The 26,891-nt window shown below is 75.2% G+C and carries 21 protein-coding genes; 10 read left to right on the top strand and 11 right to left on the bottom strand.

Features of this window, described 5'->3' with window-relative positions; genetic code table 11:
* Nucleotides 1-146 precede the first annotated feature (146 nt).
* From egtA to ACWGKU_RS19565, 5 genes are all read left to right on the top strand, one after another.
* Nucleotides 147-1,529, top strand: a complete 1,383-nt coding sequence (egtA, locus tag ACWGKU_RS19585; protein WP_401044465.1) for an ergothioneine biosynthesis glutamate--cysteine ligase EgtA — start codon at nt 147-149, stop codon at nt 1,527-1,529.
* Nucleotides 1,526-2,959: an ergothioneine biosynthesis protein EgtB gene (gene egtB / locus ACWGKU_RS19580; protein ID WP_452180412.1), complete on the top strand. Its 1,434-nt coding sequence runs from the start codon at nt 1,526-1,528 to the stop codon at nt 2,957-2,959. Before egtA ends, egtB begins: the two co-directional genes overlap by 4 nt.
* On the top strand, nt 2,959-3,708 hold the full coding sequence (gene egtC, locus ACWGKU_RS19575; RefSeq protein WP_359901730.1) for an ergothioneine biosynthesis protein EgtC: 750 nt from the start codon (nt 2,959-2,961) through the stop codon (nt 3,706-3,708). Before egtB ends, egtC begins: the two co-directional genes overlap by 1 nt.
* Nucleotides 3,709-3,752: 44 nt before the next feature.
* Nucleotides 3,753-4,724, top strand: a complete 972-nt coding sequence (egtD, locus tag ACWGKU_RS19570; RefSeq protein ID WP_452180411.1) for an L-histidine N(alpha)-methyltransferase — start codon at nt 3,753-3,755, stop codon at nt 4,722-4,724.
* Between the two features lie 144 nt (nt 4,725-4,868).
* On the top strand, nt 4,869-6,293 hold the full coding sequence (locus ACWGKU_RS19565) for a sugar porter family MFS transporter (protein ID WP_359901736.1): 1,425 nt from the start codon (nt 4,869-4,871) through the stop codon (nt 6,291-6,293).
* Nucleotides 6,294-6,515: 222 nt separating this feature from the next.
* Here ACWGKU_RS19565 and ACWGKU_RS19560 read toward each other — a convergent pair whose 3' ends face one another.
* Nucleotides 6,516-7,208 carry a TetR/AcrR family transcriptional regulator gene (locus ACWGKU_RS19560; RefSeq protein WP_452180410.1) on the bottom strand — a complete coding sequence of 231 codons (693 nt, stop codon included), beginning with the start codon at nt 7,206-7,208 and terminating at the stop codon, nt 6,516-6,518.
* A 173-nt stretch (nt 7,209-7,381) separates the two neighbouring features.
* On the opposite strand from ACWGKU_RS19560, the gene ACWGKU_RS19555 reads away from it, so the two are divergent.
* The 4 genes from ACWGKU_RS19555 (at nt 7,382) to ACWGKU_RS19540 (ending at nt 12,202) form a co-directional block, all read left to right on the top strand.
* The gene (locus ACWGKU_RS19555) at nt 7,382-8,545 is read left to right on the top strand and encodes an acyl-CoA dehydrogenase family protein (protein WP_452180409.1); all 1,164 of its coding nucleotides are present in this window, start codon (nt 7,382-7,384) and stop codon (nt 8,543-8,545) included.
* Between the two features lie 49 nt (nt 8,546-8,594).
* Nucleotides 8,595-9,794: a thiolase family protein gene (locus ACWGKU_RS19550; RefSeq protein ID WP_452180408.1), complete on the top strand. Its 1,200-nt coding sequence runs from the start codon at nt 8,595-8,597 to the stop codon at nt 9,792-9,794.
* A 69-nt stretch (nt 9,795-9,863) separates the two neighbouring features.
* Entirely contained in the window at nt 9,864-10,622 is a 759-nt protein-coding gene (gene fabG, locus ACWGKU_RS19545; RefSeq protein WP_359913768.1) for a 3-oxoacyl-ACP reductase FabG, read from the top strand.
* A gap of 209 nt (nt 10,623-10,831) precedes the next feature.
* On the top strand, nt 10,832-12,202 hold the full coding sequence (locus tag ACWGKU_RS19540) for a S53 family peptidase (RefSeq protein ID WP_359913771.1): 1,371 nt from the start codon (nt 10,832-10,834) through the stop codon (nt 12,200-12,202).
* 207 nt (nt 12,203-12,409) lie between these two features.
* On the opposite strand, the gene ACWGKU_RS19535 is transcribed toward ACWGKU_RS19540, so the two are convergent.
* Nucleotides 12,410-14,692: a hypothetical protein gene (locus tag ACWGKU_RS19535; protein ID WP_452177486.1), complete on the bottom strand. Its 2,283-nt coding sequence runs from the start codon at nt 14,690-14,692 to the stop codon at nt 12,410-12,412.
* Nucleotides 14,693-15,111: 419 nt separating this feature from the next.
* On the opposite strand from ACWGKU_RS19535, the gene ACWGKU_RS19530 reads away from it, so the two are divergent.
* Nucleotides 15,112-15,687, top strand: coding sequence for an HAD domain-containing protein (locus ACWGKU_RS19530; protein WP_401055771.1), 576 nt, complete (start codon nt 15,112-15,114; stop codon nt 15,685-15,687).
* 193 nt (nt 15,688-15,880) lie between these two features.
* Here ACWGKU_RS19530 and ACWGKU_RS19525 read toward each other — a convergent pair whose 3' ends face one another.
* The 9 genes from ACWGKU_RS19525 to ACWGKU_RS19485 all read right to left on the bottom strand — a co-directional run.
* The gene (locus ACWGKU_RS19525) at nt 15,881-19,954 is read right to left on the bottom strand and encodes a LysM peptidoglycan-binding domain-containing protein (protein WP_452177485.1); all 4,074 of its coding nucleotides are present in this window, start codon (nt 19,952-19,954) and stop codon (nt 15,881-15,883) included.
* Complete coding sequence (locus ACWGKU_RS19520; protein ID WP_452177484.1) at nt 19,954-20,400, bottom strand: hypothetical protein; 447 nt, start codon at nt 20,398-20,400, stop codon at nt 19,954-19,956. The genes ACWGKU_RS19525 and ACWGKU_RS19520 overlap by 1 nt, the downstream gene beginning before the upstream one ends.
* Nucleotides 20,401-20,563: 163 nt before the next feature.
* A complete protein-coding gene (locus ACWGKU_RS19515) occupies nt 20,564-20,941 on the bottom strand; it encodes a pilus assembly protein (protein ID WP_380635259.1) in 378 nt (125 codons plus the stop codon).
* Nucleotides 20,942-21,060: 119 nt separating this feature from the next.
* Nucleotides 21,061-21,435 (bottom strand): TadE/TadG family type IV pilus assembly protein, encoded by a 375-nt coding sequence (locus ACWGKU_RS19510; protein ID WP_401050682.1) that lies wholly within the window; start codon nt 21,433-21,435, stop codon nt 21,061-21,063.
* Between the two features lie 38 nt (nt 21,436-21,473).
* A complete protein-coding gene (locus tag ACWGKU_RS19505) occupies nt 21,474-21,764 on the bottom strand; it encodes a hypothetical protein (RefSeq protein WP_401050685.1) in 291 nt (96 codons plus the stop codon).
* Between the two features lie 110 nt (nt 21,765-21,874).
* Nucleotides 21,875-22,753, bottom strand: coding sequence for a hypothetical protein (locus ACWGKU_RS19500; RefSeq protein ID WP_359913793.1), 879 nt, complete (start codon nt 22,751-22,753; stop codon nt 21,875-21,877).
* Entirely contained in the window at nt 22,750-23,715 is a 966-nt protein-coding gene (locus ACWGKU_RS19495) for a type II secretion system F family protein (RefSeq protein WP_401050687.1), read from the bottom strand. The genes ACWGKU_RS19500 and ACWGKU_RS19495 overlap by 4 nt, the downstream gene beginning before the upstream one ends.
* Complete coding sequence (locus tag ACWGKU_RS19490; protein WP_401050689.1) at nt 23,715-25,334, bottom strand: CpaF family protein; 1,620 nt, start codon at nt 25,332-25,334, stop codon at nt 23,715-23,717. Before ACWGKU_RS19490 ends, ACWGKU_RS19495 begins: the two co-directional genes overlap by 1 nt.
* Nucleotides 25,324-26,891: hypothetical protein (locus tag ACWGKU_RS19485; RefSeq protein WP_452191495.1), on the bottom strand; the 1,568-nt coding region annotated here is incomplete at its 5' end. The genes ACWGKU_RS19485 and ACWGKU_RS19490, both read right to left, overlap by 11 nt.

Here is a 26,891-nt window from a genome sequence, read left to right as displayed (position 1 = left end):
CCGGTCGGCCGGAAAATCCCGCCCTCACCCGTTCGCCACCCCCCTGACCTGCAAAAAAGAACGTTCACGCGAATTTTGCGGGGCGCCCCCGCATGCTCCGTAGCAGACTGGGCAGGGTAGACCGGGCCGCAATCGTGATCCCGAGGATGGTGAGTCCGGTGATACCGGTATCCCGCACCACTCCGCCCGAACGGCAGAGCACGCCACTCCCCCCGTCGGGGGTGACCCCGTTGACCGAATCGGGGGCGCGCAGCCACGTGTCGGGCGTCTGCTTCAAGATCGGACCGCCCCGCCTCGTGGGGGTGGAGGTCGAGTGGTTCGTCCATGACGATCAATGTCCCACCCGGCCCGTACGGCCGGAACTGCTCCACGCCGCACTGGATTCGCTGCCCCTCGGCGGCCCGGACGGCGACTCCCTCCCCTCCGGTTCGCGCCTCACGCTCGAACCCGGCGGACAGGTCGAGCTCAGCTCCCCGCCCGCCACCGGCCTCCTGGCCTGCGTCGAGGACACCCGACGTGATCTGACCGCCCTGCGGGCCGCCTTCGCGGCGCAGGGCCTTCGACTCACCGGCACCGGAACGGACCCGCTGGCCCGTCCCCGACCGATGGTGCTGGACCACCCCCGCTACCTCGCGATGGAGCGCTTCTTCGACTCCGCGGGGCCCTGGGGCCGAATCATGATGACGGGTACCGCATCGGTGCAGGTGTGCCTGGACGCCGGCGACACGGACGGTCCGCACGCGGTGGAGCGCCGCTGGCGACTGGCCCATCTGCTGGGCCCGGTGCTGGTCGCCGCCTTCGCCAACTCGCCGATCCTGGACGGCAGTCCGACCGGTCACCGGTCCACCCGGCAGACCGTCTGGTCCCGGATGGACCCGACCCGCACGCTGGCCCCCGAGCCGGACCACGGCGATCCGCGCGAGGCGTGGGCGCAGTACGTGCTGGACGCCCGGGTGTTGTGCGTGCGACGGCCCGAGGGCCTGCCCTGGACGGCCCCGGCCGGTCTGACGTTCCGCGACTGGATCCGCGGCGCGGGCGAACGCCCGCCCACCCTCGACGACTTGGACTACCACCGCACCACCCTCTTCCCGCCGGTGCGCCCGCGTGGCCACCTGGAGCTGCGGATGATCGACGCCCAGCCCGGGGACGGCTGGGTGGTGGTCACCGCGCTGGTCACCGCACTGCTGGAGGACGCGCTGGCCGCCGATGCCGCACTGGCCGCGCTGGAGCCGCTGGACGTCATCGACCGGCGGGAGGGGGCGGACGGTCCGCGACCGCCGCGCAGCGGGGTCTGGCGCCGCGCCGCCACCCTGGCGACGGCCGACCCCGAGCTGCGCCGCGCCGCCCTCGCCTGCTTCGCCGCCGCCGACGCCGCACTGGGCCGCCTGCCCGGTGCCGGGCGGCTGCGCACCACCGTCGCCGAGTTCGCCGAGCGCTACCCCGCGCGCGGCCGCTGCCCGGCCGACGACCAGCTGGACGCCCTGCGCTCCGGCACCCGACGCACTCCCCCGGAGGAGGCCGCATCATGACCGACGTCCGACCCCACGGGGATGCCGGGGCAGGCAGCACGGACCGCACCGACGCCACAGCTGGAACCGGCAGCACCGGCACCACCGACGGCCTCGACGACCTCGGCACCGCCGGTACCGCCGGTACCGAGGCACTGCGCGAGAGCATCGCCACCGAGCTGCTGGCCGCCCGCGCCCGCACCGCCGCCCTGACCGACTGCGTCGAGGACAGCGATCTCACCGCCCAGCACTCCCCGCTGATGTCCCCGCTGGTCTGGGACCTCGCGCACATCGGCAACCAGGAGGAGCTCTGGCTGCTGCGCAACGTCGGCGGCCGCGACCCGATGCACCCGGAGATCGATCCGCTCTACGACGCCTTCCAGCACCCCCGCGCCGAGCGCCCCGCCCTGCCGTTGCTGCCGCCGGCCGAGGCCCGCGCCTACGCCCACGAGGTGCGCGGCCGGGTGCTGGACCTGCTGGCCGCCAGCCCGCTGGAGGGCGCGCCGCTGCTGGAGGCCGGGTTCGCGTTCGGGATGATCGCCCAGCACGAGCAGCAGCACGACGAGACCATGCTGATCACCCACCAGCTGCGCACCGGCGAGCCGGCCCTGGCCGCTCCCCCACCGCCGCCCGCGCCCGCCGACGCGGCCACCCTGCCCGCCGAAGTCCTCATCCCCGCAGGGCCGTTCACCATGGGAACGGACACCGAGCCGTGGGCGCTGGACAACGAGCGCCCGGCGCACACCGTCGACCTGCCGGCCTTCCTGCTGGACACCACCCCGGTCACCAACGCGGCCTACCAGCGGTTCATCGCGGACGGCGGCTACGACGACCCGCGTTGGTGGACGCCGGAGGGCTGGGAGCACCGCCGGCGCGCCGACCTGACCGCCCCGCTCTTCTGGCGCCACCTGGACGGCCAGTGGCTGCGCCGGCGCTTCGGCACGGTCGCGCCGGTCGAGCCGGACGAGCCGGTCCTGCACGTCAGTTGGTACGAGGCGGACGCGTACGCCCGGTGGGCCGGACGACGGCTGCCGACCGAGGCCGAGTGGGAGAAGGCGGCCCGGCACGATCCGGCCACCGGCCGCTCCCGCCGCTACCCCTGGGGCGACGGGCCACCCGGCCCGGAGCACGCCAACCTCGGCCAGCGCCATCTGCGCCCGGCCGGTGCGGGCAGCTACCCGAAGGGGCAGTCCCCGTACGGGGTACGCCAGTTGATCGGCGACGTGTGGGAGTGGACGGCCAGCGACTTCCGCTCCTACCCGGGGTTCCGGGCCTGGCCGTACCGGGAGTACTCGGAGGTGTTCTTCGGCCCCGAGTACAAGGTGCTGCGCGGCGGCTGCTTCGCGGTGGCGCCGGTGGCCTGCCGGGGCACCTTCCGCAACTGGGACTACCCGATCCGGCGGCAGATCTTCGCCGGGTTCCGCACCGCGCGCGACCTGGAGTCGGCCTGATGTGCCGTCACATCGCCTATCTGGGCGAACCGTTGACCCCCAGGGAACTTCTGGTGCACCCGCCGTACGGCCTGTACCGGCAGTCCTGGGCCCCCCGGGTCCAGCAGTACGGCACGGTCAACGCGGACGGCTTCGGCCTCGGCTGGTACGCGGACGGCGACGAAGTACCCGCCCGCTACCGCCGGACCGGTCCGATCTGGGCGGACGAGACCTTCGCCGACCTCGCCCGGGTGGTCCGCACCCGGGCGCTGCTGGCCGCCGTCCGCTCCGCCACCGAGGGCTGCGCGCCGGGCGAGGGCGCGGCCGCGCCGTTCGCCGCCGAGCGCTGGCTGTTCAGCCACAACGGCGCGGTGGCCGGCTGGCCCGGCAAGCTGGACGCCCTGGCCGCCCTGTTGCCCCCGGCCGAGCTGCTGGACCTGCAGGCGCGCACCGACTCGGCGCTGTTGTGGGCGCTCGCCCTGCACCGGCTGCGGGCCGGCGCGGGGCTCGGTGAGGCGCTGGCGGGCACGGTGGCGGACGTCGCCGCGCACACCACCGGCCGGCTCAACCTGCTGCTCACCGACGGCACCGCGATCGCCGCGACCACCTGGGGCGACACCCTGTACCACCGCACGCTGCCGGGCCTCGGCACGGTGGTGGCTTCCGAGCCGTACGACGACGCGCCCGGCTGGACGCCCGTCCCGGACGGCTCGCTGCTGCTGGTGGACGCGCGCGGCATCGCCGTGAACCGCCTCCCCGGCCGCGACTGACCCCCACTCTCCCTTCATCTTCTGAACAGAGGAACCACCCTGTCATGGACACATTCGATCTCGTCCGACTGCTGCCCTCCGACCACTTCAGCACCGCGCTGCGCCATGACGTGCGGCACGGACTGACCTCGCAGCCCAAGTGGCTGCCGCCGAAGTGGTTCTACGACGCGCGGGGCAGCGAGCTGTTCGAGGAGATCACCCGACTGCCCGAGTACTACCCGACCCGCGCGGAGCGGGCCATCCTGACCGCCCGGGCCGGCGAGATCGCGGCCGCCACCGGGGCCCGCACCCTGGTCGAACTGGGCTCCGGCTCCTCCGAGAAGACCCGGCTGCTGCTGGACGCCCTGCGCGCGCTCGGCACCCTGGAGACGTACGTCCCGGTGGACGTCAGCGAGAGCGCCCTGACCGCGGCCGGCGCCGCGCTCGCCGCCGAGTACCCCGGGCTCGCGGTGCACGGCGTGCTCGCCGACTTCACCACCCGGCTCGGGCTGCCGCCGGAGGGCGGCCCGCGCCTGGTCGCCTTCCTCGGCGGCACCCTCGGCAACCTGCTGCCCCAGGAGCGCGCCGCCTTCCTGCGCGGCCTGCGCGCCACCCTCGACCCGGGCGACTTCCTGCTGCTCGGCACCGACCTGGTCAAGGACCCGGCGGTACTGGTCGCCGCCTACGACGACGCCGCCGGGGTGACCGCCGAGTTCAACCGGAACGTGCTGAACGTGCTCAACCGCGAGCTGGGCGCCGACTTCGACCCGGAGGCCTTCGAGCACGTCGCGCTCTGGGACGCCGAGCAGGAGTGGATCGAGATGCGGCTGCGCTCGCTGCGCTCGCAGACCGTGAAGATCCCGACCCTGGACCTGCCGGTGCACTTCGCCCGGGGCGAGGAGCTGCGCACCGAGGTCTCGGCCAAGTTCCGCCGGGAACGGGTGACCCGGGAGCTGTCGGCGGCCGGGCTGCGACTGAGCCACTGGTGGACCGACCCCCGGGGCCGGTTCGGGCTCTCCCTCGCCTCGCCGGCCTGACCGGCGCACCCGGGCGGCCCAATTTGCTTGTTCACCTTACGAATTCTCAGAGCGAAACTTGAGGGTCCAGGTGTACAAGACTTAAACGAAGAGGGGTTACGATCTCGGCTACCGAGCTCAGCGTTGAGTACCAGGAGTCAGATCGTGAGCGTCACCCAGAAGCCCTCCGGGGCGGTCGAGGCCCCCGCGCCCGGCCGCCTCGGCTTCGTCGTCTTCATCACCGCGGCAGCGGCCCTCGGCGGCTTCCTCTTCGGCTACGACAGCTCCGTGATCAACGGCGCCGTCTCCGGGATCCAGGAGAAGTTCGGCGTCGGCAGCGGCGTGACCGGCCTGATCGTCTCCTCCGCGCTGCTGGGCTCGGCGGTCGGCGCCGCGTTCGCCGGACGGTTCGCCGACCGGTACGGCCGCATCAAGGTCATGAAGGCGGGCGCGCTGCTCTTCGCGATCAGCGCGGTCGGCTCGATGCTGCCGTTCTCCGCCTGGGACCTCGCCCTCTGGCGCGTCCTCGGCGGCGCGGCCATCGGCATCGCCTCGGTGATCGCCCCGACCTACATCGCCGAGGTCGCGCCGACCAAGTACCGGGGCCGGCTGGCCTCCTTCCAGCAGGCCGCCATCGTGCTCGGCATCGCGATATCCCAGCTGGTCAACTGGGTGCTGGCGCAGGCGGCCGGCGGCGACACCCGCGGCCAGCTGCTCGGGCTGGAGGCCTGGCAGTGGATGCTCGGCATCTGCGTCGTCCCGGCCGCGGTCTACTTCGTGCTCTCCTCGGTCATCCCCGAGTCCCCGCGCTACCTGATCCAGGCCGAGCGCCTGGACGACGCCCGCAAGGTGCTCGCCGAGGTCGAGGGCGAGGGAACGGACACCGACGCCCGGATCGCCGAGATCCAGTCGCTGATCGCCTCCGACCACCGCCCGCGCTTCCGCGACCTGCTCGGCGGCCGGTTCGGCCTGCTCCCCGTCGTCTGGGTCGGCATCGGCCTGTCGGTCTTCCAGCAGCTGGTCGGCATCAACGTGATCTTCTACTACTCGTCGATCCTGTGGCAGTCGGTCGGCATCGACCAGAGCAACTCGCTGCTGATCAGCTTCGTCGGCTCGGTGATCAACATCCTCGGCACCGTGATCGCGATCGTGCTGGTCGACCGGATCGGCCGCAAGCCGCTCGCCCTGATCGGCTCGGTCGGCATGGCGGTCGCGCTCGGCACCGCCGGCTGGGCCTTCTCCTCGGCCACCGGCAGCGGGGACAACCTCACCCTGCCCGACCTCCAGGGCACCGTCGCGCTGGTCGCCGCCAACGCCTTCGTGCTGTTCTTCGCGATGTCCTGGGGCGTGGTCGTCTGGGTGATGCTCGGCGAGATGTTCCCGAACCGGATCCGCGCCGCCGCCCTCTCCGTCGCCGCCTCCGCGCAGTGGATCGCGAACTGGGTGATCACCGTCTCGTTCCCGTCCATGTCGCGCTGGAACCTGTCGGCGACCTACCTGGTCTACGCCGCCTTCGCGGCGCTGTCCGTCCTCTTCGTGGCGAAGTTCATGAAGGAGACCAAGGGTGTCCGGCTGGAGGACATGGGCTGATCCGCCGCCCCTCGGCCTCCCGGCCCCCGCACCCCCGCGCGATCGGCGCGGAGGCGCGGGGGCCGCGTCGTTTCCGCGGGGCCGGGCCCGCACGGCGAAGCAGGCCCGCACGGCGAAGGGGAAGTCCGGCGAGGCATCGCGCGACGAACGGGCGAGGCCGGGCGAGGCGTCGCGCGGCGAACGGGCCGGGCGAGGCGCCGCGCGGCGGGGCATCTCGACGGGTCAGGGCCGCTCGGCGAGCCTGGCGTAGCGCAGGGCGAGCCCGTCGAGCAGCGCCTCCAGCCCGGTCTCGAAGGCGCCCTCGTCCACCGTCCCGCGGTGCCCGGCCAGCCGGTGCGCCTCACCGAGGTGCGGGTAGTCGGCCGCGTCGTAAACCTCGGCGTCCGCCGGGAAGCCGGCCGCGAAGGAGGCGAGCGCCGAGCCCGTGACGAAGTAGCGCATCAGCGCGCCGATCCTGGTGGCCTGTCCGCGGGGCCACCCGGACTCGACCAGGTGGCCGAAGACCGCGTCGGCCAGCCGCAGCGCGTTCGGCCGGCGCCCGGGGCCCTGGGCCAGGACCGGGACGATGTTGGGGTGGGCGGCCAGCGCGGCGCGGTAGGAGCGCGCCCAGTCGCGCAGCGCCTGCGGCCAGGCGCCCCCGGTGCTCCCAGCAGCTCCCGCGGCCCCGGCGTCCCCCACGGCCCCGGCGGCGGCCCCGAACATCGACAGGTCGACCTCGCCGATGACGCTGTCCACCACCGCGTCCAGCAGGTCGTCCTTGGTGGCGAAGTGGTTGTAGAGCGAGGGCCCGCTGACGGACAGCTCGGTGGCGAGCCGGCGGGTGGAGAGGGCGTCCAGCCCCTCGTCGTCGATCAGCCGCAGTGCGGCGGCGACGATGCGCTCGCGGCTGAGCAGCGGGGTGCGTGGACGGGCCATCGCGGCGGGTTCCTCCGGTTCCTCCGGTCGGGTGTGTCGGGGACCGATTCTGGCAGGCGCCCCTTCCCAGCGCGGGCCGGGCGGGGCTACAGTCGCCCCCATAAAACTTGCAGCGCTAGTTTAATCGGCCCGGACCCCGCACCGGGCCCAGGACACCGGATTCGGGAGCCGCCGTGAACCTGGAGCTGTCCGAGGAGCAGAGCGCCGTCCGTGACCTCGCCGCCTCCTTCACCGACCGCGAGATCGTCCCGTACGCCGCCGAGTGGGACCGCGCCGAGTCCGTCGACCGGGCGATCGTCGGCAAGCTGGCGAAGGTCGGCTTCCTCGGACTGACCATCCCGGAGGAGTACGGCGGCAGCGGCGGCGACCACCTCGCGTACTGCCTCGTGCTGGAGGAGCTCGGGCGCGGCGACTCGGCCGTGCGCGGGATCGTCTCGGTCTCGCTCGGTCTGGTCGGCAAGTCCGTCAACGCCTTCGGCACCGAGGAGCAGAAGCGGCACTGGCTGCCCCGGCTCACCTCCGGCGAGTCCCTCGCCTGCTTCGCGCTCACCGAGCCGGGCACCGGATCGGACGCCGCCGACCTCACCACCCGGGCCGTCCGGGACGGCGACCACTGGCTGATCAGCGGCGCCAAGACCTTCATCACCAACGGCACCTGGGCCGACGTCGCGCTGGTCTTCGCCCGCACCGGCGGCGACGGACCGCAGGAGCGCGGCCACCGGGGCATCACCGCCTTCCTCGTCCCCACCGACCTGCCCGGCTTCACCCGCACCGAGATCCACGGCAAGCTCGGCCTGCGCGGCCAGGCCACCGCCGGGCTCTCCTTCGAGGATGTCCGGGTGCCGGACACCGCCCGGCTCGGCGAGGTCGGCAAGGGCTTCACGGTGGCGATGGCCGCGCTGGCCAAGGGCCGGATGTCGGTGGCGGCCGGCTGCGTCGGCATCGCCCGGGCCTGCCTGGAGGCCGCCGTCCGCTACGCGGGCGAGCGCGAGCAGTTCGGCAAGCCGATCGCCGCGCACCAGCTCATCCAGGAACTGCTGGCCGGCATCGCCGTGGACGTCGAGGCGGCCCGGCTGCTCACCTGGAAGGTCGCCGACCACATCGAGCGCGGCCTGCCGTTCGCCACCGAGTCCTCCGTCGCCAAGCTGTACGCCAGCGAGGCAGCCGTGCGGGCCGCCAACAACGCGCTCCAGGTCTTCGGCGGCTACGGCTTCATCGACGAGTACCCGGTCGGCAAGTACCTGCGCGACGCGCGGGTGATGACGCTCTACGAGGGCACCAGCCAGATCCACCAGTTGCTCATCGGACGCGCCCTGACCGGCGTCAACGCCTTCTGAACCCGCCACGGACACCCCCGCCCCGCCACCCGACAAGGAGCCCGACGACGTGCGTCCCGTCTACTTCGCCGCCGCCCGCCGCACACCCATCGGCCGGCTGCGCGGCGCGCTCGCCACGGTCCGCCCGGACGACCTCTCGGCCACCGTGCTGCGCGCCCTGCTCGCCGACGTCCCCGCGCTCGACCCCGCCCGGATCGACGACGTCTACTGGGGCGCCGCCAACCAGGCCGGCGAGGACAACCGCAACGCCGCCCGGATGGCCGTCCTGCTGGCCGGCCTGCCGGAGACCGTCCCCGGAGCCACCGTCAACCGGCTCTGCGCCTCCGGCCTGGAGGCCGTCACCCTCGCCGCCCGGGCCATCGGCTCCGGCGAGGCGGACGTGGTGCTGGCCGGCGGCTGCGAGTCGATGACCCGCGCCCCCTTCGTCCTGCCCCGCCCGGACGAGGCGCTGCCGCACCGGATGGAGACCTTCGACACCCGGCTCGGCTGGCGGCTCACCAACCCGCGGATGGCCGAACTGCACGGCGTGCTCGGCATGGGCGAGACCGCCGAGGAGGTGGCCGCCCGGTACGGCATCGGCCGGGAGCGCCAGGACGCCTTCGCGCTGCGCAGCCACCGACGGGCCGGCGCCGCCCGCAAGGACGGGCACTTCGACGCCGAACTGGTCCCGGTCGAGCGGCCGGACGGGGTGACGGTGAGCCGGGACGAGGGCATCCGCGAGGACGCCAGCCTGGCGAAGCTCGCCGGCCTCAAGCCGGTGTTCCGCGCCGGGGGCACGGTCACCGCCGGGAACGCCTCGCCGATGAACGACGGCGCGGCCGGGCTCGTCCTGGTCGGCGAGGAGGCGCTGCGCGACCTCGGGCTCCAGCCGCTCGGCCGGTACGTGGCCGGCGCCTCGGCCGGGGTGCACCCGGACGTCATGGGCATCGGCCCGGTGCCGGCCACGGCGAAGGTGCTCGCGCGGGCCGGCTGGTCGCTCGCCGATCTGGACACCGCCGAACTGAACGAGGCCTTCGCCGCCCAGGCGCTGGCCTCCGCCGACGGCCTCGGTTTCGGACCGGAGCAGGCCGAGGAGGTGGTCAACCCCAGCGGCGGGGCGATCGCGCTCGGCCACCCCCTGGGCGGCTCCGGCGCCCGCATCCTCACCACCCTGCTGCACCGGATGCGCCGTACCGGTGCCCGGCGCGGCCTGGCCACCATGTGCGTGGGTGTGGGGCAGGGAACGGCCGTGCTGGTCGAGAACGTCTGACCATCCGTGGTCCACCGCTTGTCGACCGTCGACTTGTCGACTGTCGATCCCAACCACCGAGGAGTTCACATGACGCGGTTCGCGGACAAGGTCGCCGTGGTGACCGGCGCGGCGCAGGGCATCGGGGCGGCCACCGCCCGCCGGCTGGCGGAGGAGGGCGCGGCGGTCGCCGTCGTCGACCTCACCGCCGAGCGGGCGGCCGGGACGGTCGCCGAGATCACCGCCAAGGGCGGCACCGCACGGGCGTACGGCTGCGACGTGGCCGACTACGACGCCGTGGAGGCGGTGTTCGCCCAGGTCGCGGCGGACCTCGGCGGGCTGCACATCCTGGTCAACAACGCCGGGATCACCCGGGACAACCTGTTCTTCCGGATGCCCAAGGCCGACTGGGACGCGGTGCTGACGGTCAACCTGACCAGCGCGTACAACTGCAGCCACGTGGCACAGAAGTACATGGTGGCGCAGAAGTACGGGAAGATCGTCTCGCTCAGCTCGCGCTCCGCCCTCGGCAACCGGGGCCAGGCCAACTACGCGGCCGCCAAGGCCGGCATCCAGGGCCTCACCGCGACCCTGGCGATCGAGCTGGGCCCGTTCAACATCAACGTCAACGCCGTCGCGCCCGGGTACATCGCCACCGCGATGACCGCGGCCACCGCCGAACGGGTCGGCAGCAGCGCCGAGGACCACCAGGGCGAGGTCGCCGCCCGGACGCCGCTGCGCCGGGTCGGGCAGCCGGAGGAGATCGCCTCGGTCGTCGCCTTCCTGGCCAGCGAAGAGGCCTCCTACGTCAGCGGGCAGACGCTGTACGTCAACGGCGGGGCGCGCTAGCCGCCTTCCTGACGCATCGTCACCAGGTCGTCCCAGGTGGGGAGTTACTTTCCCCTGGGACGGCCTTTACCTTTTCGCGTGGCCGAGCATGACCATGCCCTTGATCATACGACCCCACCAATTGACTATGGCATGATCATGCGGCTCTCGATGGGATGGCCGGACCGACCCGACCGAACCAGGTCAGGCCCTGCGCCCCAAGGAGCCCCATGGGCAGCCCCGCCACCCTCCGCCGCGCCCTGGCCCTTCTCGCCGTGGGGGCCACCGCCCTCACGGCCGGCACCGTCGCCGTACCGGCCGCCGGTACCGCGATCGCCTCCCCCGCCCACGACCTCACGGGCGTCCACGTCCGCCCCGCCTCCTTCGGGCAGCACAGCGCCCAGGGCCGCCCCGCCCCGCTGAGCACCACCCAGTGCGTCAGCCAGGTCGGCATCCACTGCTACTCGCCGCTCCAGTACCGGGCCGCCTACAACCTGAACCCGCTGTACCAGGAGGGCATCACCGGCAAGGGCCGCACGATCGTCATCGTCGACTCCTTCGGCTCGCCGACCATCCAGCACGACCTGGAGGTCTTCGACAAGCAGTGGGGCATCCCGGACACCAACGTCGAGGTGGTCAAGTGGGGCAACGTCCCCACCTGGGACCCGAAGAACCCCGACCACACCGGCTGGGCCGGCGAGACCACCCTGGACGTCGAGTACGCCCACGCGATCGCCCCCGACGCCCACATCATCCTGGTCGAGACCGGCGTCGCCGAGACCGAGGGCACCACCGGCCTGCCCGAGATGATGGACGCCGAGAAGGCCCTCATCAAGGCCGGCCGCGCCGACGTCATCTCGCAGAGCTTCGGCGCCACCGAGAACACCTTCCCGGGCTACGACAAGGGCGACTTCAAGTCGCTCACCGATCTGCGGTACGCCTTCCAGGCCGCCGCCGACCACAACGTCACCGTGCTCGCCGCCTCCGGCGACAACGGCGCCACCGACGCCCAGGAGAACGGCAGCGACCTGTACCCGTACAAGGTCAACTCCTGGCCGTCCTCGGACCCGCTGGTCACCTCCATCGGCGGCACCCAGCTCACCCTGGACGACTCCGGCAACCGCACCGCGCCCGACAAGGTGTGGCACGACAAGTCCGGCGCCGGCGGCGGTGGCGTCTCGGGCATCTTCGAGCGCCCGTGGTACCAGGCCGGCGTCGCCAACGTCACCGGCAACCACCGCGGCACCCCGGACATCAGCATGAGCGCGGCCGTGGACGGCGCCGCCTGGACCTACGAGTCCTACGACCCGACCTCGGTCGGCTGGCACCTCACCGGCGGCACCAGCGAGGCCACCCCGCTGTTCTCGGGCGTCGTCGCGCTCGCCGACCAGCTCGCCGGCCACCGCCTCGGCCAGCTCAACTGGCGCCTCTACGGCATGAACCTGCTGCCGAGCAAGTGGAGCGGCATCGTGGACGTCAAGCAGGGCGACAACGGCTGGAACGGCGTCACCGGTTACAACGCCGCCGAGGGCTACGACCTCGCCAGCGGCCTGGGCACCATCGACGGCGCGAAGTTCGTGCACGCCATCGCCGGTCGGTGAGCCGCCCGGTCGCCGGGTCGCGAGTGACAGGTGACCGGTAACAGGTGACAGCGAACAGCTGACAGATTTCGAAAACTGACAGCTGTTCGCTGTTTTCCGTCTGCTGCCGTCCGTCCGCCGTCCGCCGTTCCCCGCCGGTCGGCGGACGGCGGGGAACAGCGGCCGCGGTGGCGGACGGCGGCCGGCGGTCCCGGCGGACGCCGACTGTCAGCCGGTGGCGGCAGCGGCCAACTGGGCGAGGTAGCGCTCGGCGGCACGGAGCTTGCGGCCGTCGGGGCCCGGGAGGTGGGCGCGCAGTTCGATGATCTCCGGGGCGATCCGGATGGCCTCCGCGCGGTCGGTGATCGCACGCCAGCAGGCCTCGGCGTTGGTGGCCGCCCGCTGGGTCTCCGGATGGTCCGGCCCCTGGGAACGGAGCAGCGTCAGGGCCACCTCGCGGTAGATCTCCGCGGCCTCGGCCGACCGGCCCGCGAGCCGGCAGACGTGCGCCCGGACCTGCCGGACCTGCAGCACCGGCTCGGAGACGGCACCGTGCTCGGCGATCGCCTCCAGTTCGAGGGCGAAGGCCAGGTCGGTGGCGGCGGCGTGGTCCCCGGCGTCGGCGCTGCGGACGATCCGTCCGATGACCTCGCGGTAGTCCGCCCGGGGCGGCCTGGCCGCAGCGGCCTCGTCGGCCGACGCTTCGGCAGCGGTGCCGGCCGGGCTGTCGGTCGGGGCGTCGGCCTGGGCGGGCGGCGCGTCGGCGGGAGCTTCGCCGGCCGGTCCCTCGCCGCCCGGTCCCTCGTCTGCCGGTCCCTCGCCACCCGGTCCCTCGCCCTGCGGCACGGCGTCGACCGGTGCCTCGTCAGCGGGCTGCTCGTCGGCCGGGACGGCGTCAGCAGGCTCCTCCTCCGTCCGCGCCTCGTCGGCCGGAACGGCGGCGGCGGGAGCCTCTTCGGCGGGCGCCTCCTCCGCCCCCGCGGGAGCCTCCGGGACGGCGTCCCTGGGCTGCTCCGTGACCGCGGGGGCCGCTTCGGCCCCGGGCCTCTCCGCAGCCTCGGACTCCTCCGCGACGGCCTCCCCGGTCGCGTCCCCGCCCGCCGCTCCGGCCGTCTCCGCCGTCGTCTCCCCCGTCGTCTCCGCACCCGTCCGCTCGACCGCCTCCACCGCGGTCTCGGAGGCCACCACGGCTTCCTCCTGGGGGAGTTCGGGCTCGGCGACCACGACGTCCGCGGGCTCCGGCCGGGGCTTGAGGAGCGTGACGCCCGCCGGGGGCGTGCCGTCGTCCACGGGCACGGCGTCGGCCGGGGCGGGCTTGCGCAGGGTCACGCCCGGCGCCTCGGCCGTTCCGCCCGCCTTCAGCAGGCTCACCGGGCGGGCCGGCCGCTGCGGAGTGGGCGGGACGCCCGGCTTGACCAGGCTGACCGGACCACCCGCGGTCGCCGGGGAGCCGACGGCCGCGGTCGACGGCTCGGGCATCGCGGCCGGTACCGGCGACGGCCACCCCGGGACGGCGTCCCGCGGTTCCGTCGGACGCGGCAGCGGCGACGCCAGGGGCGGCGGCAGGTCGGAGAGCGCCACGCCGGCGGCCGGCACCGGCGGCACGTCAACCGGCAGGCCCTCGCCGCGACGGGCGGTGTTGCGGAAGAACGGCCGGTCCGGGGCGTGGGTGGCCAGGACGATCACGTCCGGCCGCAGCACCGAGTACACCTGCTGCCGCAGCTGCTCGGGCGCGAGCACCTCGCCCGCGCCGGGCCGTCCGCCGTGCAGCGCCTCGATCAGCGCGCGGGTGAAGGTGCCGATCTGCTCCGGGTCCGGGCTGACCACCGCCCACAGCGGGATGCCCTCGCTGAGCGGGGAGACGGTGCCCTGGAGGTACGGCCAGGCGTTCTGGTCGGCACTCAGGTCGGCGATGACGAGGGTCTGCCACTCCGCCGGACGGTGGCTCAGCTCGGCGGCGACGGACTGCCAGGGGAGGCCGTCCTGCTTGGCATCGCGCAGGGTCAGCTGGAGCTGCCCGCCGCGCTTGTCGGCGACGATGTGGCCGCCCAGGTGGACCAGCAGCGGTCCCGGGTGGCGGGAGGCGGCGCGCAGGTGGGCGAGGACGGTGTGCGGGTCACCGGCGCCGGGGAGGTGGACGGCGTCCACCGCGTCCGCCGCGAGCAGCACCTGCGGCGAGACGGCGGCGAGCATCGCCGAGAGCACCGGCGCCTGGGCCGGTCCGCCGCGGCCCCAGGTGCGGCGGCCGGAGTTGCCGTACCCGCCCTCGATCACCAGGATCCGCCCGCGCGGCGCGGCACCGAGGCCACCCGCACCGATGCCGCCCGCGCCGAGCCCGCCCGCACCGCCGACGGTGGCCGGCGTCGCGCTCTGGACCGGGAACGGCGGCGGGGTCGCCGAGGAGGCGAACCCGGCGGTGGGCAGGCCGGTGAGGGTCCACCCGGTGGGCGGAACGGGCGGTGCGGCCGGGGGCGCGGGCGGCGGCATGGGCGCCTGTCCGACCGGCTGCACGCCCCCCTGCGTGCCCCCCTGCATGCCCGCCCCGGAAGCAGGTACGGCCCCCGGAGGAACACCCGGTACGGAAGCGGCGACCGGAGCGGGGGCAGGGGCGGCCGGGGGCGGCGGCGGCTCGTACAGCGCTGCGGGGCCGGGCGGATGCTCCTCGGCCGGGAGGCGCGGGGGCGGCGGTACGGCGTCCCAGGGCCCCGAGCCGCCGGCCGGGTCGGGACCTCCGGAAACCGCTGTCGTCTCCGCCATCTCCTGGTCACCGCCCCGCCCCGCCGCTCCCGCGGCGTCTGATGCCCTCGCCTGTGTGGCGCCTGCCACCACACTCCGTGCGCGCCACCCTACGAGATCCCGGCTCACCCGTTCCAGGCCGGGTGGCCGATCGGTGCACCACACCACCCGCGCCGCCCCGCTAAGGTGCCGTCATGGTCGATGCCGATCGCCCCTTGCTCTTCCTCGACGTGGACGGCCCGCTGATCCCCTTCGGCGACCCTCCCCCCGGCGGCTACCCCACCTACCGCAGCCCGTACGTCCCGCCCGGCACGGCGATGGGCGGGAATCCGCTGATCGCCCGCGTGAACCCGGAGTTGGGGCCGCGGCTGCTGAGTCTGCCGGGCGAGCCGGTGTGGGCCACCACCTGGCTGGAGGACGCCAACGAGTGCCTCGCGCCCTGGCTCGGCCTGCCCCGACTCCCCGTCGTGGACTGGCCGGTGGACGACACGGGTGCCATGGACGCCCCGGACGCCCCTGCGACGACGGACCCGCCGGACATCACGAACTGGCCGGACGGGCCGGACGGCCTGCACTGGAAGACCCGTGCGCTGGTCGCATGGGCGGACGGGCGGCCGTTCGCCTGGGTGGACGACGAGATCACCGAGCCCGACCGCCGCTGGGTCGCCGCCCACTCCCCCGCCCGCACCCTGCTCCACCGGGTGGATCCCCGACGCGGGCTCACCGAGGCGGACTTCACCGCCCTGGACGCCTGGCTGCGGGCGGTCTGACCGGCCACCGGCCCGCCGATCCGCCGGTCCTCCGGACCGCCGCTCCACGGATCGGCCCACCGACCGATCCGCCGACCGATCCGCCGACCGCATCCGTACCGAATGTCCACACGACCGCCACATCCACAGTCGGCCCGTCAACACGACTGCCCGGCCACCCCCGTGGGAGTGGCCGGGCAGTCGGCGATCCACCTCAGGATCCCGCGAGCAGGTCCCGCAGCAGGGCGACGGTGTCGGCGTCCAGGTCCCGGCCGGTCCGGCGGCTGAGCGCGTCCAACCGGTTGACGGCGCGTAGGAGTTGGTCGCGGGCGCCGGCCGAGGCGTAGGCGTAGAAGAGGTCCCGGTGCAGCAGTTCGACGTCCGGGGCGACGGCGAGGCCGCGGAAGACGGCGGCCTCGGCGCTGCGGTGGTCGCCGTACTGCAGACGCCGGGCGGCCAGTTCGTGGGCCGTGTCGACGATCGCCGCGATCATGTCCTGCCGCTCGGCCTCGGCCCAGCCGTACGAGGCCGGCGGGGCCTCCGCGAACGGCGCCCCGCGGACCAGGGCCAGGGCATGGGCGAGGGCCGCGTCGGCGGTGGCACTGGTGCTGCGCATGCCGCGCCGGTAGAGGCCGCGGAACTCGTCCCAGTCGCAGGTGACCGCCGGGGCGAAGGAGTACCCTTCGGTGCCCTCGGTGGGCAGGAAGGCGCGGCCCTCCGGGGAGGTGCCGAACCAGGCGGCCAGGTCGCCGAGTTTGGCCACCACCGGGCTCTGGGCGTCGGCCGAGGTGGGGTGCGGGTCGAGGTGCGCCGCGCCGGGGTGCAGATCGTGGTCGAGCGCGTGGCGGTCCGACCCCGGACGCAGCGCCAGGTAGACGGCCAGCTCGGTGAGCCGGGGCAGCGCGCCGGGGACGGCGGTGCCGAGGACCCCCGCGACGTCCACCGGGCCGAGCAGCCGGATCCGGGGGGCGTTGCGGGCGGCGTGCGCCTCCGGGGAGCGGAGAATGGCGAGCAGGTCGTCGCTGTCGCTGCGCCCGGGGGTGGTCCGGGCGACCGGGGCGACGGCGGCGGGGCCCGGTTCGACGGCGGGCTCGAACTCCCCCGCACCTGCGGGGTCCGCGGTCCCGACCGTCTCGGCGGTCCCGGCCGTTTCCGCGGTCCCGGCCGGACCGGTCCCGGCGGCGACGGCGGGCACCGCGGCGGACGCGGCCGACGGCGCCGACTCCTCGGCCCGCTCCGGCGCGGTCGGCTCCGCCGTCCCCGGCTCCGCCACCACGGGAGGCGACACCACGGACTGCGGAACGACGGACGTCGGGACGACGGGCTTCGGGACGACGGGCTTCGGGACGACCGGCTGGACGGCGAGCACGACCGTCGCCGTGGACTCCGAGGAGGTGTCCCCCGACTCGTCCGCCCCCTCGCCCTCCGGCAGGCCCGGGCGCCGCAGGTCCCGGGTGGTCTCGTCGGTGGCCGCCTGCCTCCCCTGCCCGTTGACGACGAACCGCGCCGGACCGGCCGGAACCGGCGCTGGGGCCGGAGCCGGGACCGCAGCCGAAGCCGCGGGCGGCAGGGCGGCGGGACCCGGAGCGGGCGTCACCGGATCGGTACCCGCGAACGGGCTGGCCCCGGTGCCGATGACCCGGGCGAGCAGCCGCGGACCGGCGGCCGCGTCCGCGCCCTCCTCCGCCCCGCCGACCGAGGCACCACCGACCGAGGCCCCACCGACCGACAACCCGCCGACCGAAGCCCCGACAGCCGAAGCCCCGACGGCGGCCAGCACCGGTACGGCGGCCGGCAGTTCGGCGGTGTCGGGGTCGTCCTCCGGCCCGTCCAGGGTCCAGGCCGGGGCCGGGTGCTGGGTGGTGTCGTCGGCGGCCCGGAGCAGCTCGGCGACCTGGTCGTACTGGTGGCCGCTGAGCCGCTGGAGCTCGACCGTGAGGTGCAGGCCCGGGATCGCGGCCTGGCCGGAGGTCGGCAGGGTCCAGCGGGCGACCGGGCCGGTGCCGCGCTCGGGGGCGCGGGTGATGACGGCGACGCAGGTGCGCGGGCGGGCATCGAGCAGGCGTCCGAGCTCGGCCGGGACGTCCCCGCCGGGCTGGTGGGCGCAGAGCACGATCTCGGGCGTCCAGGACTCGTCGGCCTGGCCCCGGCTGCGGGCCTCGCGCGGGCTGGTGGCCTCGGCGGCGACCAGGGTGGCGCGGGCCTTGGCGGTGCGCGGGCCGAGGGCGGCGAGCGCGGCCTCCAGGGTGGGGTGGCGGTGCACCCGTTCGGCGGCCGGTCCGCTGATCGGCAGTTCCTCGGCGAGGTCCACCAGGTGCAGGTGGAGCCGGTCGGCCAGCGGGCTGTGGGCCAGTTCGATGGCGAGGGTGCGCAGCACGTCCCGGGCGTCGTCCGGGTGGCCGGACAGGTGGAGCAGCCGGACGGCCTCCAGGTCGGCGAGGACCACCGAGCCGTCCGGCGAGGTGCCGAGGGTGACCAGCGCGGGGTACGGCGCGGCGGTCCGCCGGGCCTGGCCGGGGCTGAGCAGGTCGCCCGAGTCGGCGCTGCACCACCACACGTTGGCGGCGTGCGCGGCGCGGAACGGCGCGATCGGGGTGGCCGGGCCGGACAGGTGCAGCTCGATGGTCTGGCCCTGGGTGATCCGGGCGGCGACGATGGCGGGCAGCCGCTTGCCGCCGCGCACGGTGTTGCGGGCCATGGTGCGCAGGGCGCGGTCCAGCAGTTCCAGTCCGGCCTGGTCCTGCCGGGCCATCAGCTCGTTCTCGAAGGCGGCGGCCTCGGCGTCGGGCATCGCGATGCGGTGCCGGGGGCGGCGGGCGCGCTGCTGGCCGCCGCGCTTGTGGGCGACGGCGCCGACCATGATGGCGGCGAGCAGGACGCCGACGGTGGAGGCCGAGAGCGCGACGGTGTAGTCGTCGCTGGGGGCCGGGTCGGCGTGCGCGGCGGGGGCGGGCGCGTGGGCCGGTGCGTGCGTGGGCGCGGGCGCCGGGGCCGACTGCGGCGTGCCCTGCGAGGGTGCGCCCTGCGGGGGAGCGCCCTGCGCCGGGGCCTGGTCGGCGGGTGCCGGGACCTGGTCGGCAGGAGCCGGTGCGGGCGCCGGCGCCGGTGCGGCACCGCCCGCCCCCGGCACCGTGAGCACCATCCCCGGCACCACCACGTCCGGGTCCGTCAGCTGCTCCCCGTCCGGGGCCTGCGCCCCCTTGTTCGCCTCGAACAGCTTCGGCCACTGCTCCCCGTCCCCCAGCTCCCGCTGGGCGATGGCCGACAGGCTGTCCCCGGCCTGGACGGTGACGGTCCGCTGCCCGCCCGATCCGCCCGCACCGCCGGCGCCACCGGGCCCCCCGGCCTCCGTCCCGGCCTCCGCCCCGGACTGCGGAACGTTCTGCGGGGCACCCTGCGGCGTCCCCTGCGGGGTGCCCTGCGCCGCGTCCCCGGAGGGAGCCGGTGCGGGAGCCGGAGCCGGTGTCCTCGCCTCGTCCGGCTTGGCGTCCGCCGGCATCAGCAGTTCCCAGCCGGGCTGGATCGGCCGCTCGGCGTCGAAGCGGACACCCGAATCACCCATCACCCGGCCCTCGTTGAGCTTGGCGATCTCCATCCACCGCTCGCCCGAGCCCAGTTGGCGCTCGGCGATGGACCACAGGCTGTCGGCCGGCCGGGCGTCGCGCACCGTGTAGGTGCTCTGCTGTTCGGCGGCCGGGGTCGGGGCCGGCGCGGCCGGCGCGGCGGGCAGTGCGGCGCGCTGCACGCCCGGCGTCAACTGCGCCTGGACGACCGGGCCGTGGGCGGCGTCGGGGACGGCCGCGAAGGCCGAGCCGGCCACCGGCAGCAGGGCGAGCACCGAGCCGACCAGTCCGGCCGCGATCCGCTGGCTCCAGCCGAAGGCCGGGATGCGGCGGGCGATCCGGCCGCGCAGCTGGGCGGGGATCTCCAGCAGGACGGAGAGCGCGAAGCAGGCCCAGGCGAGCCAGCCGACCACCACCAGCGCCCACAGGAACAGGCTTCCGTCGTCCGGGCTGGTGAGCGCCTCGCCCACCCCGCCCGAGGCGACCTCACCCATCCCGGCGACCGCCTGGGTGCCGTACAGCAGCAGTGCGGGGACGCCCAACAGCAGGGCGAGCAGGGCGACCAGCGCGCCGAGCGCGGTGATCACGGCACGGCCGCGCCCGCGGGGTGGTCGGGGCGCCGGGGCGGCGGGCCTTCGGGCGCCGCCGGCGCGATGGGACGTCCCGGCCCGGCCGTTGCGGGCCTGGGCGGTACGGGCCTGGTCCTTGGCACGTGGCGCGGCCATCAGTCGGTCTCCGCTTTCTCGACTCCGTGGACGAGGGTCGCACTGCCCTTGCCCGTTACCTTCCGTTGCCCGAGGGCGCCCAGCAGGACCGGGCGGTAGTCGGCCTGCACGGTGACGGTGACGACCTTGCCGTCACCGGAGAACTCGATGTCGCCCGCGTGCAGGCCGTACAGGCGCAGATAGGCGTCGGCGGCGTCCCGGACGTCTTTCTCCTGGACCTTGAAGCCCTTGCCCTGCAGGACGGCCGCCCGGTCGAGCTGCTGGCCGCCGACCCGCGCGGCCTCCAGAGCGTAGGCGTCGGTCCGCTCGGCGACCCGCAGCCGGCCGCCGGCGTCGATCACCAGGGCGATGACGAGCACGACGTAGGCCGCGCAGATCGCCACGAAGAGGGCCACCGCGCCCCGGTCGGACCGGCGCGCCGACAGCCGTCGCCGCAGACGGCTCACCACTCCCGTCCCCTCCCCCCACTTCGCACGCTGCTCTCCCCACCGGCCCCCACCGGGCGCCACTCGGTACCGCTGTGTCATCCCCCGGGCGCTCTCCGCTTGCGTCTCCCCCGCACGGGCCGTCTCCAATCCCCCGTCTTCCCGGCGACGGCGCCGCGCGCCGTCATGTGCCCCGGTAACGGTCCACCACCGAGGTGAACTCGCCGACGAGGTGCTTCGTCACGGGTACCCCGGACGGTCCGCCGAGCAGGTCGGCCAGTTCCACGTCGCAGATCACCGTGACGGTGACGGTCGTGGCCGGTCCGCCCGGCAGGTTCAACTCCCCCTTGCCGACCCGCACGTCCCCGTTGCGGCAGGACACGCCCTGCTGGCGCAGGGTGGCGAGGGCGGACTCCCTGGCCGGCTGGTCCATCCCGTCCACGCTGCGCTGCAGGGAGGCGGTCCGGGCCCCGGCCCGGGCGGCGGCCTCCACGGTACCGGCCGTGGTCTGCACCCGACCGGCGGCGATGGCCACCAGGACCAGCCCGACGACCCCCGGCACGACGATCGCCGCCTCGATCGCGATCCCGCCGCGGTCCCGCCTGCGCCGCCGCGACCAGAACCGCCGCCGCGGCGGCCGCGATGGCCGCCGCCACCCGCCGGGTGCCCGCGGTTCACTCCTCACGGCTTCACCACCGGCGCCACGAAGCGCTCGCGCGGCGCCTCGGCGAACTGGGTGACGGTGGGCGCCCTGAGCCCGGGTATCAGCAGCGGCGGGGTCAGCTCCACGGTGACCCGGACGGTCTGGGCCGTGCTGCCGTCGGTCCGCACCACGTACCCGCGCTCGCCCTGCCGGTCGAGGAAGTCCCGGGCCTGCCGCTGGGCCGCCTCGTTCTTCTCGCCGTCCGTCGCGCTGCTCTGCACCCGTCCGGCGTCCACACCCTCGCGGGCCGCGGTGAGCGCGACCTGCCGGTCGTACCAGAGCAGCGCGGCCTGGACGACGAGCAGCAGGAGCAGCAGGACGACCGGGAAGACGATGGCGAGGCTCACGCTCATCGACCCCCGGTCGCCCCTGCGGCGGAGAGCAGGACGCATCACTGGGTGGCGCCGCCCGCGCCCGCGCCGCCCGGCATGTTCGGGTCCTGCTCGACCTTCTTGACGACCTTGTCCTTCAGCAGGTAGAGCGCCGTCGCCACGGCACCGGCGACGAAGACCAACGCGATGATGGCGAGGGCGAGTTCGATGCTGATCGCACCGCGGTCGCCGCGCGCCCGGGCGGCCCGCAGCCGGCCGAGCCGCAGGGTGAACAGCATCAGTGCGAACTGGACCGGTAGCAGGGCGGGTCGCAGCACCCGGTCTGCCAGGTGGGCGATTCGTGCGGTCATCGGGTTCTCCCGGGGATGTGGCGGTGTGGTGTGGTGGTGCCGGCTGCTCTGAACGGGCGGGTCGGGCTTGCGAGGTCTCGTCGGGGACGGTACGCGGCCGTGGAACACGGTCAGTTGAGCATCTGGTGCAGGGCGGGGAAGACGATCAGGACGGTCATCAGCAGGGTCAGCGCGGCCCCGGGCGCGACCATCCGTTCGCTGTCGGCGTTCGCCCGGGCGAGGTCCTCGGCGAGCAGTTCCCCGCGCAGGCCCTTGGCGCGGGCCCGCAGGGTGTCGTAGACGGCGGCGCCGTCGGTGCCGGACAGCCGCATGATGTCGGCCACGTCCTGGAGCGGGCTGAGCCCCAGTTCCTCGGCCAGCGCGTCGAGTCCGGCCCACGGCGGGAGCCGGTCGGTGGCCGCGCGCTCCAGGGCGTCGCGGATCCGCCGGAACACCGTGCCCTGCCCGACCGCGGCGGCCCGGCGCAGCGCCTCGGCGGGGCCGCAGTCGGCGGCCCGCTCCATCGCGACGAGTTCCAGGTAGGCGGCGATGCCGTGCAGGTACTCGGTGCGCGCCTCCTTGGCCTCGCCGCGCACCACGGCGTCCGGGACGAACCAGAGCAGCCCGGCCAGCAGCGGCCCGGCGACCAGCGGCAGCGCGAACGGCAGGCCGGTGTCCATCAGCACGGCCATCGCCCCCAGGTAGGCGGGCAGCAGCAGGCCGAGCGCGGCGAACAGCAGCTTGTGCACCATGAACCGGGCCGGGGTGCGGCCGATCAGGGCGAGTTCACGGCGCGGTACGGAGACCCCGCGCAGGTGGACGGACCGCTCGCCGATCCGGTCGTACCAGCGGGGCCGCTCGTCCGGGTCCTGCTCGCGGTCGGCGGGGGTGGCGTGCAGCCGGTCCAGCGCCTGGCGCAGGTCCGGTGGCGCCGGCCGCAGTTCGGCGACCAGGAGGGCGAGGCCGCCGGCCGCGAAGGCGCCGGCCAGCACGGACCAGGGCGAGATCACCGGACCTCCCCGAGCTGCTCGGCCGGCTCCGGCGCGGCCGCCGGTGCGGCGGACCGGCGCCCGCTCCTGCTGCGCCGGTCCGGCGTCAGCAGCCGGGGCACCGGCGGGTGGGAGGCCAGCGCCCGCATCCAGGCGATGATCGCCACGAACAGGGCGGCGACCACGGCGAGCACCACCTGACCGAGGAAGGTCCCGTACGGCCGGGTGTACTCGGTGTTGAAGGAGCCGACGGTGACGACCAGCACGATGATGCCGACCAGCCAGCGGATGGTGGTCCGGTGCTTGGCCCGGTCCGCCTCGATGGCGCGGCGCTGGCGGACCTCCTCGCGCACCGAGTCGGCCATGTCGGAGAGCGTGCGGGCCAGGCCGGGGCCGCTGTCCCCGGCCCGCAGCACGAGCGCGGCGAGCACCTTGTCGGCGGTGGCGTCGGCGAGGCTGTCGGCGAAGGCGCGCAGCGCCTCCTCGGGCCGCCAGCGGGCCTGCAGCCGGGCGGCCAGCTCGCCGATCTCGTCCTCCAGGGCGGCCGGGGCGGTGCGGCGGCTGGTGACGATGGCCTGGTTGAGGCCGACGCCGAGCAGCAGCACGTCGGCGATCCGCTGGGTCCACTCGGAGAGCGCCTCCAGCCGCTCGATCCGGTGGGTGTCCGGGCGGGTGGTGTCGAACAGCCAGGGCAGGCCGAAGACGGCCAGCGGCACCAGCAGCGAGGTCAGCGGGATGCCGGTGAACAGCCAGGCCAGCGGCGCGCCGGCGAGCGCGAGCGGCAGCTGGACGCGGCGCATCCGCACCATCCGGTGCGCGGCCGTCCCGGGGGCGCCGTACCAGAACACGTGGATCCGGCCGGCCAGCGGGTTGGGCTCCCGCTCGGCCCCGTCCTCGGCGCCGGGCTCGCTGCCGCGGGCCCAGGCCACCAGGGCGACCAGGCCGCCCGCGACCGCCAGCCCGCAGAGGGCGAAGAGCAGCATCACCGCGCGCCACCGCCGATCCGCAGCTGGAGCGGGGTGGCCCAACTCCCGTACCGGGAGCCGAGGAGCGAGGCGTCGAAGCCGGCCCGGCGCAGGTCGTCCAGGCACTGCGGCGGGGTGTGCGGGACGGCCCGCGGCTCGCCGAGGTCCGGCCGGGGACCGAAGACGGTGTTCAGTGCGGGCCGGCCGCTCTCCCCGAGGCCGGTGACCTCCAGCACGTGGGAGACGAAGCGGTGCCGGCGGCCGCCGACGGCGGTCTCGTCGACCATGGTGACGTGCACGATGAGGTCCAGGGCGTTGGCGGTGAGCCGGTAGGCGAGCGAGTCGGTCATGTGCGAGCCGTACTCCAGGCAGAGTTCGGCGATGCGGTCGACGACCATGTGCGGGCCACGGGCGTGCAGGGTGCACATCGAGCCGCCCTCGCCGTTGGTCATCACCCGCAGCATCGGGACGACCTCGCCGGAGCGGACCTCCCCGACGATGATCCGGGAGAGCGTCATGCGCAGCGCGGCCGGAATGAGGTCGCCGATGGTCAACTCCCCGGCCAGGCGCCCCTCGACGCGCTCGCCGTTGCCCTCGCGGGCCTCCATCGGGACGACCTGGCGCAGGTGGCCGAGGGTGTGCAGCCAGAGTTCGAACTCCGACTCCAGGGTGCCGATCCGCTCGTCCGGCGGGATCTCGGCGGCCATCGCGCGCAGCAGGCTGGTCTTGCCGACGCCCTGGGTACCGGTGATCATCACGTTCTTCCGGGCCCGGATCGCGGAGGCCAGGAAGGCGGCCAGGGTGGCGTCCAGGGTGCCGAGTTCGACCATCTCGGGCAGCGTCGCCGAGGCCACCCGGTGGCGCCGGATCGCGATGTACGGGCGGGGCGTCACCTCGGTGAGCGCCTGGAGGCGCATGCCGCCCTCCAGGCGCAGCGCGAGGGTCGGGCTGGCGGTGGAGAGGCTGCGCTCGCCGCCGCCGTGCTGGCGGGCCAGGTCCTGGAGCAGTTCGATGAGTTCGGCGTCGTTCTCGGCCACCGGCGGTACCTGGCGCAGGGGTTGGTGCACCTTGGAGACCCAGACGTCGTCGCAGCCGTTGATCAGGATGTTCTCGATCTCCGGGTCGTCCAGGTAGGGCTGGAGCCGGCCGGCCCGGAACAGCAGGTCGAAGACGGCCTCGGCGAGGGCGCGGTCCTGCTCGCGGGTGGGCGGGATGCCGTGGGTCTGCGCATAGGCGTCGGACCACCGGGCGACGGCCTCCTCGATCAGCGCCCGGCCGCGCTGACGGCGGGTGGCGCGGTCCGGATCGGAGCCGGAGGCGGCGGTCAACCGGGTGATCTGCTGGTGCAGTTCGGCCGCGACCTGGCGCTTGAGCTCCCGGGCGACCTGCGGGTCGACGGCGGGCCGGGTGACGGAGCCGCGCAGGTCCAGCGAGGGCAGCTGGGAGGGCACGGCGGCGGGCCCGGCCGCGCCGGGCGGAACGGGCTGGGGCACGACGGGCTGCGCCGGGGCGGGCTGGGGCGCGACCGGTCCCGGCCGGTACCCGTGCGGCGGGACGACCGGTCCGGGCGGCGGCGCGGCCCAGGGCAGCGCGGCCGGATCGGAGGCGGGACGCTGGTGCAGGGGGCTACCGCGCACGGAGCACCTCCCCGGGGTTGTTCGGGTACGGCCCGCCCATGTCGTCCTGACGGTTCGTCACTGTCGGCTGCTGGAGCGGGTACTGGTCTTCCGGTTCGCCGTACGGGGCGGACCGGACGTGTGCCGGGAAGGGTGCCGGCGCGGCCGGCTGCGGCGCCAGCCCGGCCAGCGGCGCCACCGGGCCGGTGGTGATCACCGGCGGGACGGGCTGCGGCGGAGTGTACGAGGGCTGCTCGCCCTCCGCCGTCCCGTAGCCGGACCGGCCGTGCACGGACCGGCCGTGGGCCGCCGTGCCGTACCCTCCCGGCGGGTACGGCGACGGGCCGTGGCCGCCCGGACCGTATCCCGGCTGGGCGTACCCCGGCTGCCCGTGGTCGGACTGGCCGCCCGTCCCGTAGGCCGACTGCCCGTACGGGCCCGGCGCGGACGCGGGCGGAGGAACCGGCCCCACCCCGGACGACGGCCCCGCCCCGGACGACGGCACGGGCCCGGTCCCGGGAACGGGCACGGACACCGACGGCTGCGGCGCCATCGGCACGGGCGGGGCCGGTATCGGCGGGGCCGGCACCGGAGCCGTCGGGACCGGCGGCATCGGCACCGCCGCCGCGACCGGGGCCGCCGCCGGGCCGCCCGCCGTCAGCCGGCCCGACGCCGCGTCCTGCGCCGCTCCCGGCGCGAGCCGCTGGCGCCGACGGCGGATCAGCAGCTGCACCTCGTCCGCCGCCGACCGCGCCGTGCGCATCAGCTCCGAGCGGATGAACCGCCGGTCGCCGGTGTCCCCGCCGTCGGAGAGCACCTTCGCCGTCCGGGTGGCGTGCGGCAGCACCCCGAGCACCGGCAGCCCGAGCTCGCGGGTCACCTCCGCCCTCGTGTACGGCCCCTCGGCGACCAGCAGCAGCCCGAGCGCGTCCGACCCGGTACCGGCGGTGGCCAGGTCCTCGGTCAGGGCGGCGAGCCGGGGCCGGACCGAGCTCAGCCCGCGCAGCGTGGTGCGCACCGTCGCCACCACCGCGTCGGCACGGCGGGCGAGCACCGCGCTGTGGCCGGTGGCCCCGGAGCGGCCGAGGTCCACGATGACGTCGTAGCCCTGCCGTTCCACGCCGTGCAGCAGTTCGGCGAGCGGTTCCCAGGTGTAGGCGAGGCCGGGCGCCTGGGTGGGGTCGGTCAGCCCGGGCAGCAGCAGCCGTTCGGCGTTGCCCTCGGGCGAGAGGTCGATCAGCTGCTCCCAGATGGTCTGCGTGAGCAGTCCGCGCCGGTCGGCGACGGCCAGGTTGCGCAGCCCGTACACCGCCTCGACCCGGCCCTCCAGGGCGCCGGCGAGCACCGCGCCGCCGTCCGGGTCGGCCTCGACCAGCAGGATCCGCCGGCCGGGCGACAGCGGCCACGACAGCAGCAGCGCCAGGGCGGTGGTGGTCGCTCCCGGTGCGCCCGGGCCGCCGACCACCGCGATCACGGCCATCAGGCGCCGCCCGTCGCCGCCGGGGCCCCGGAGGCGGCGCCGCCGGGGCCCGGCGTGGTGGCCCCGGGCGCCGCGCCCCCGGGAGCGGTGGCGGCGGC

The organism is Kitasatospora sp. NPDC054768, from assembly GCF_053612025.1.
The sequence above is the reverse complement of the archived record's forward strand: the minus strand, read 5'-3'. Positions and strand labels throughout refer to the sequence as shown.

Bases quoted from the DNA above. Each gene is read 5' to 3' on its own strand.
- ACWGKU_RS19560 (WP_452180410.1), bottom strand. From the start codon at position 7,208: ATGGCCCGTCCACGCACCCCGCTGCTCAGCCGCGAGCGCATCGTCGCC.
- egtD (WP_452180411.1), top strand. From the start codon at position 3,753: ATGGACACATTCGATCTCGTCCGACTGCTGCCCTCCGACCACTTCAGC.
- egtC (WP_359901730.1), top strand. From the start codon at position 2,959: ATGTGCCGTCACATCGCCTATCTGGGCGAACCGTTGACCCCCAGGGAA.
- ACWGKU_RS19530 (WP_401055771.1), top strand. From the start codon at position 15,112: ATGGTCGATGCCGATCGCCCCTTGCTCTTCCTCGACGTGGACGGCCCG.
- egtB (WP_452180412.1), top strand. From the start codon at position 1,526: ATGACCGACGTCCGACCCCACGGGGATGCCGGGGCAGGCAGCACGGAC.
- ACWGKU_RS19510 (WP_401050682.1), bottom strand. From the start codon at position 21,435: ATGAGCGTGAGCCTCGCCATCGTCTTCCCGGTCGTCCTGCTGCTCCTG.
- ACWGKU_RS19495 (WP_401050687.1), bottom strand. From the start codon at position 23,715: ATGCTGCTCTTCGCCCTCTGCGGGCTGGCGGTCGCGGGCGGCCTGGTC.
- fabG (WP_359913768.1), top strand. From the start codon at position 9,864: ATGACGCGGTTCGCGGACAAGGTCGCCGTGGTGACCGGCGCGGCGCAG.
- ACWGKU_RS19525 (WP_452177485.1), bottom strand. From the start codon at position 19,954: ATGGCCGCGCCACGTGCCAAGGACCAGGCCCGTACCGCCCAGGCCCGC.
- egtA (WP_401044465.1), top strand. From the start codon at position 147: ATGGTGAGTCCGGTGATACCGGTATCCCGCACCACTCCGCCCGAACGG.
- ACWGKU_RS19540 (WP_359913771.1), top strand. From the start codon at position 10,832: ATGGGCAGCCCCGCCACCCTCCGCCGCGCCCTGGCCCTTCTCGCCGTG.
- ACWGKU_RS19505 (WP_401050685.1), bottom strand. From the start codon at position 21,764: ATGACCGCACGAATCGCCCACCTGGCAGACCGGGTGCTGCGACCCGCC.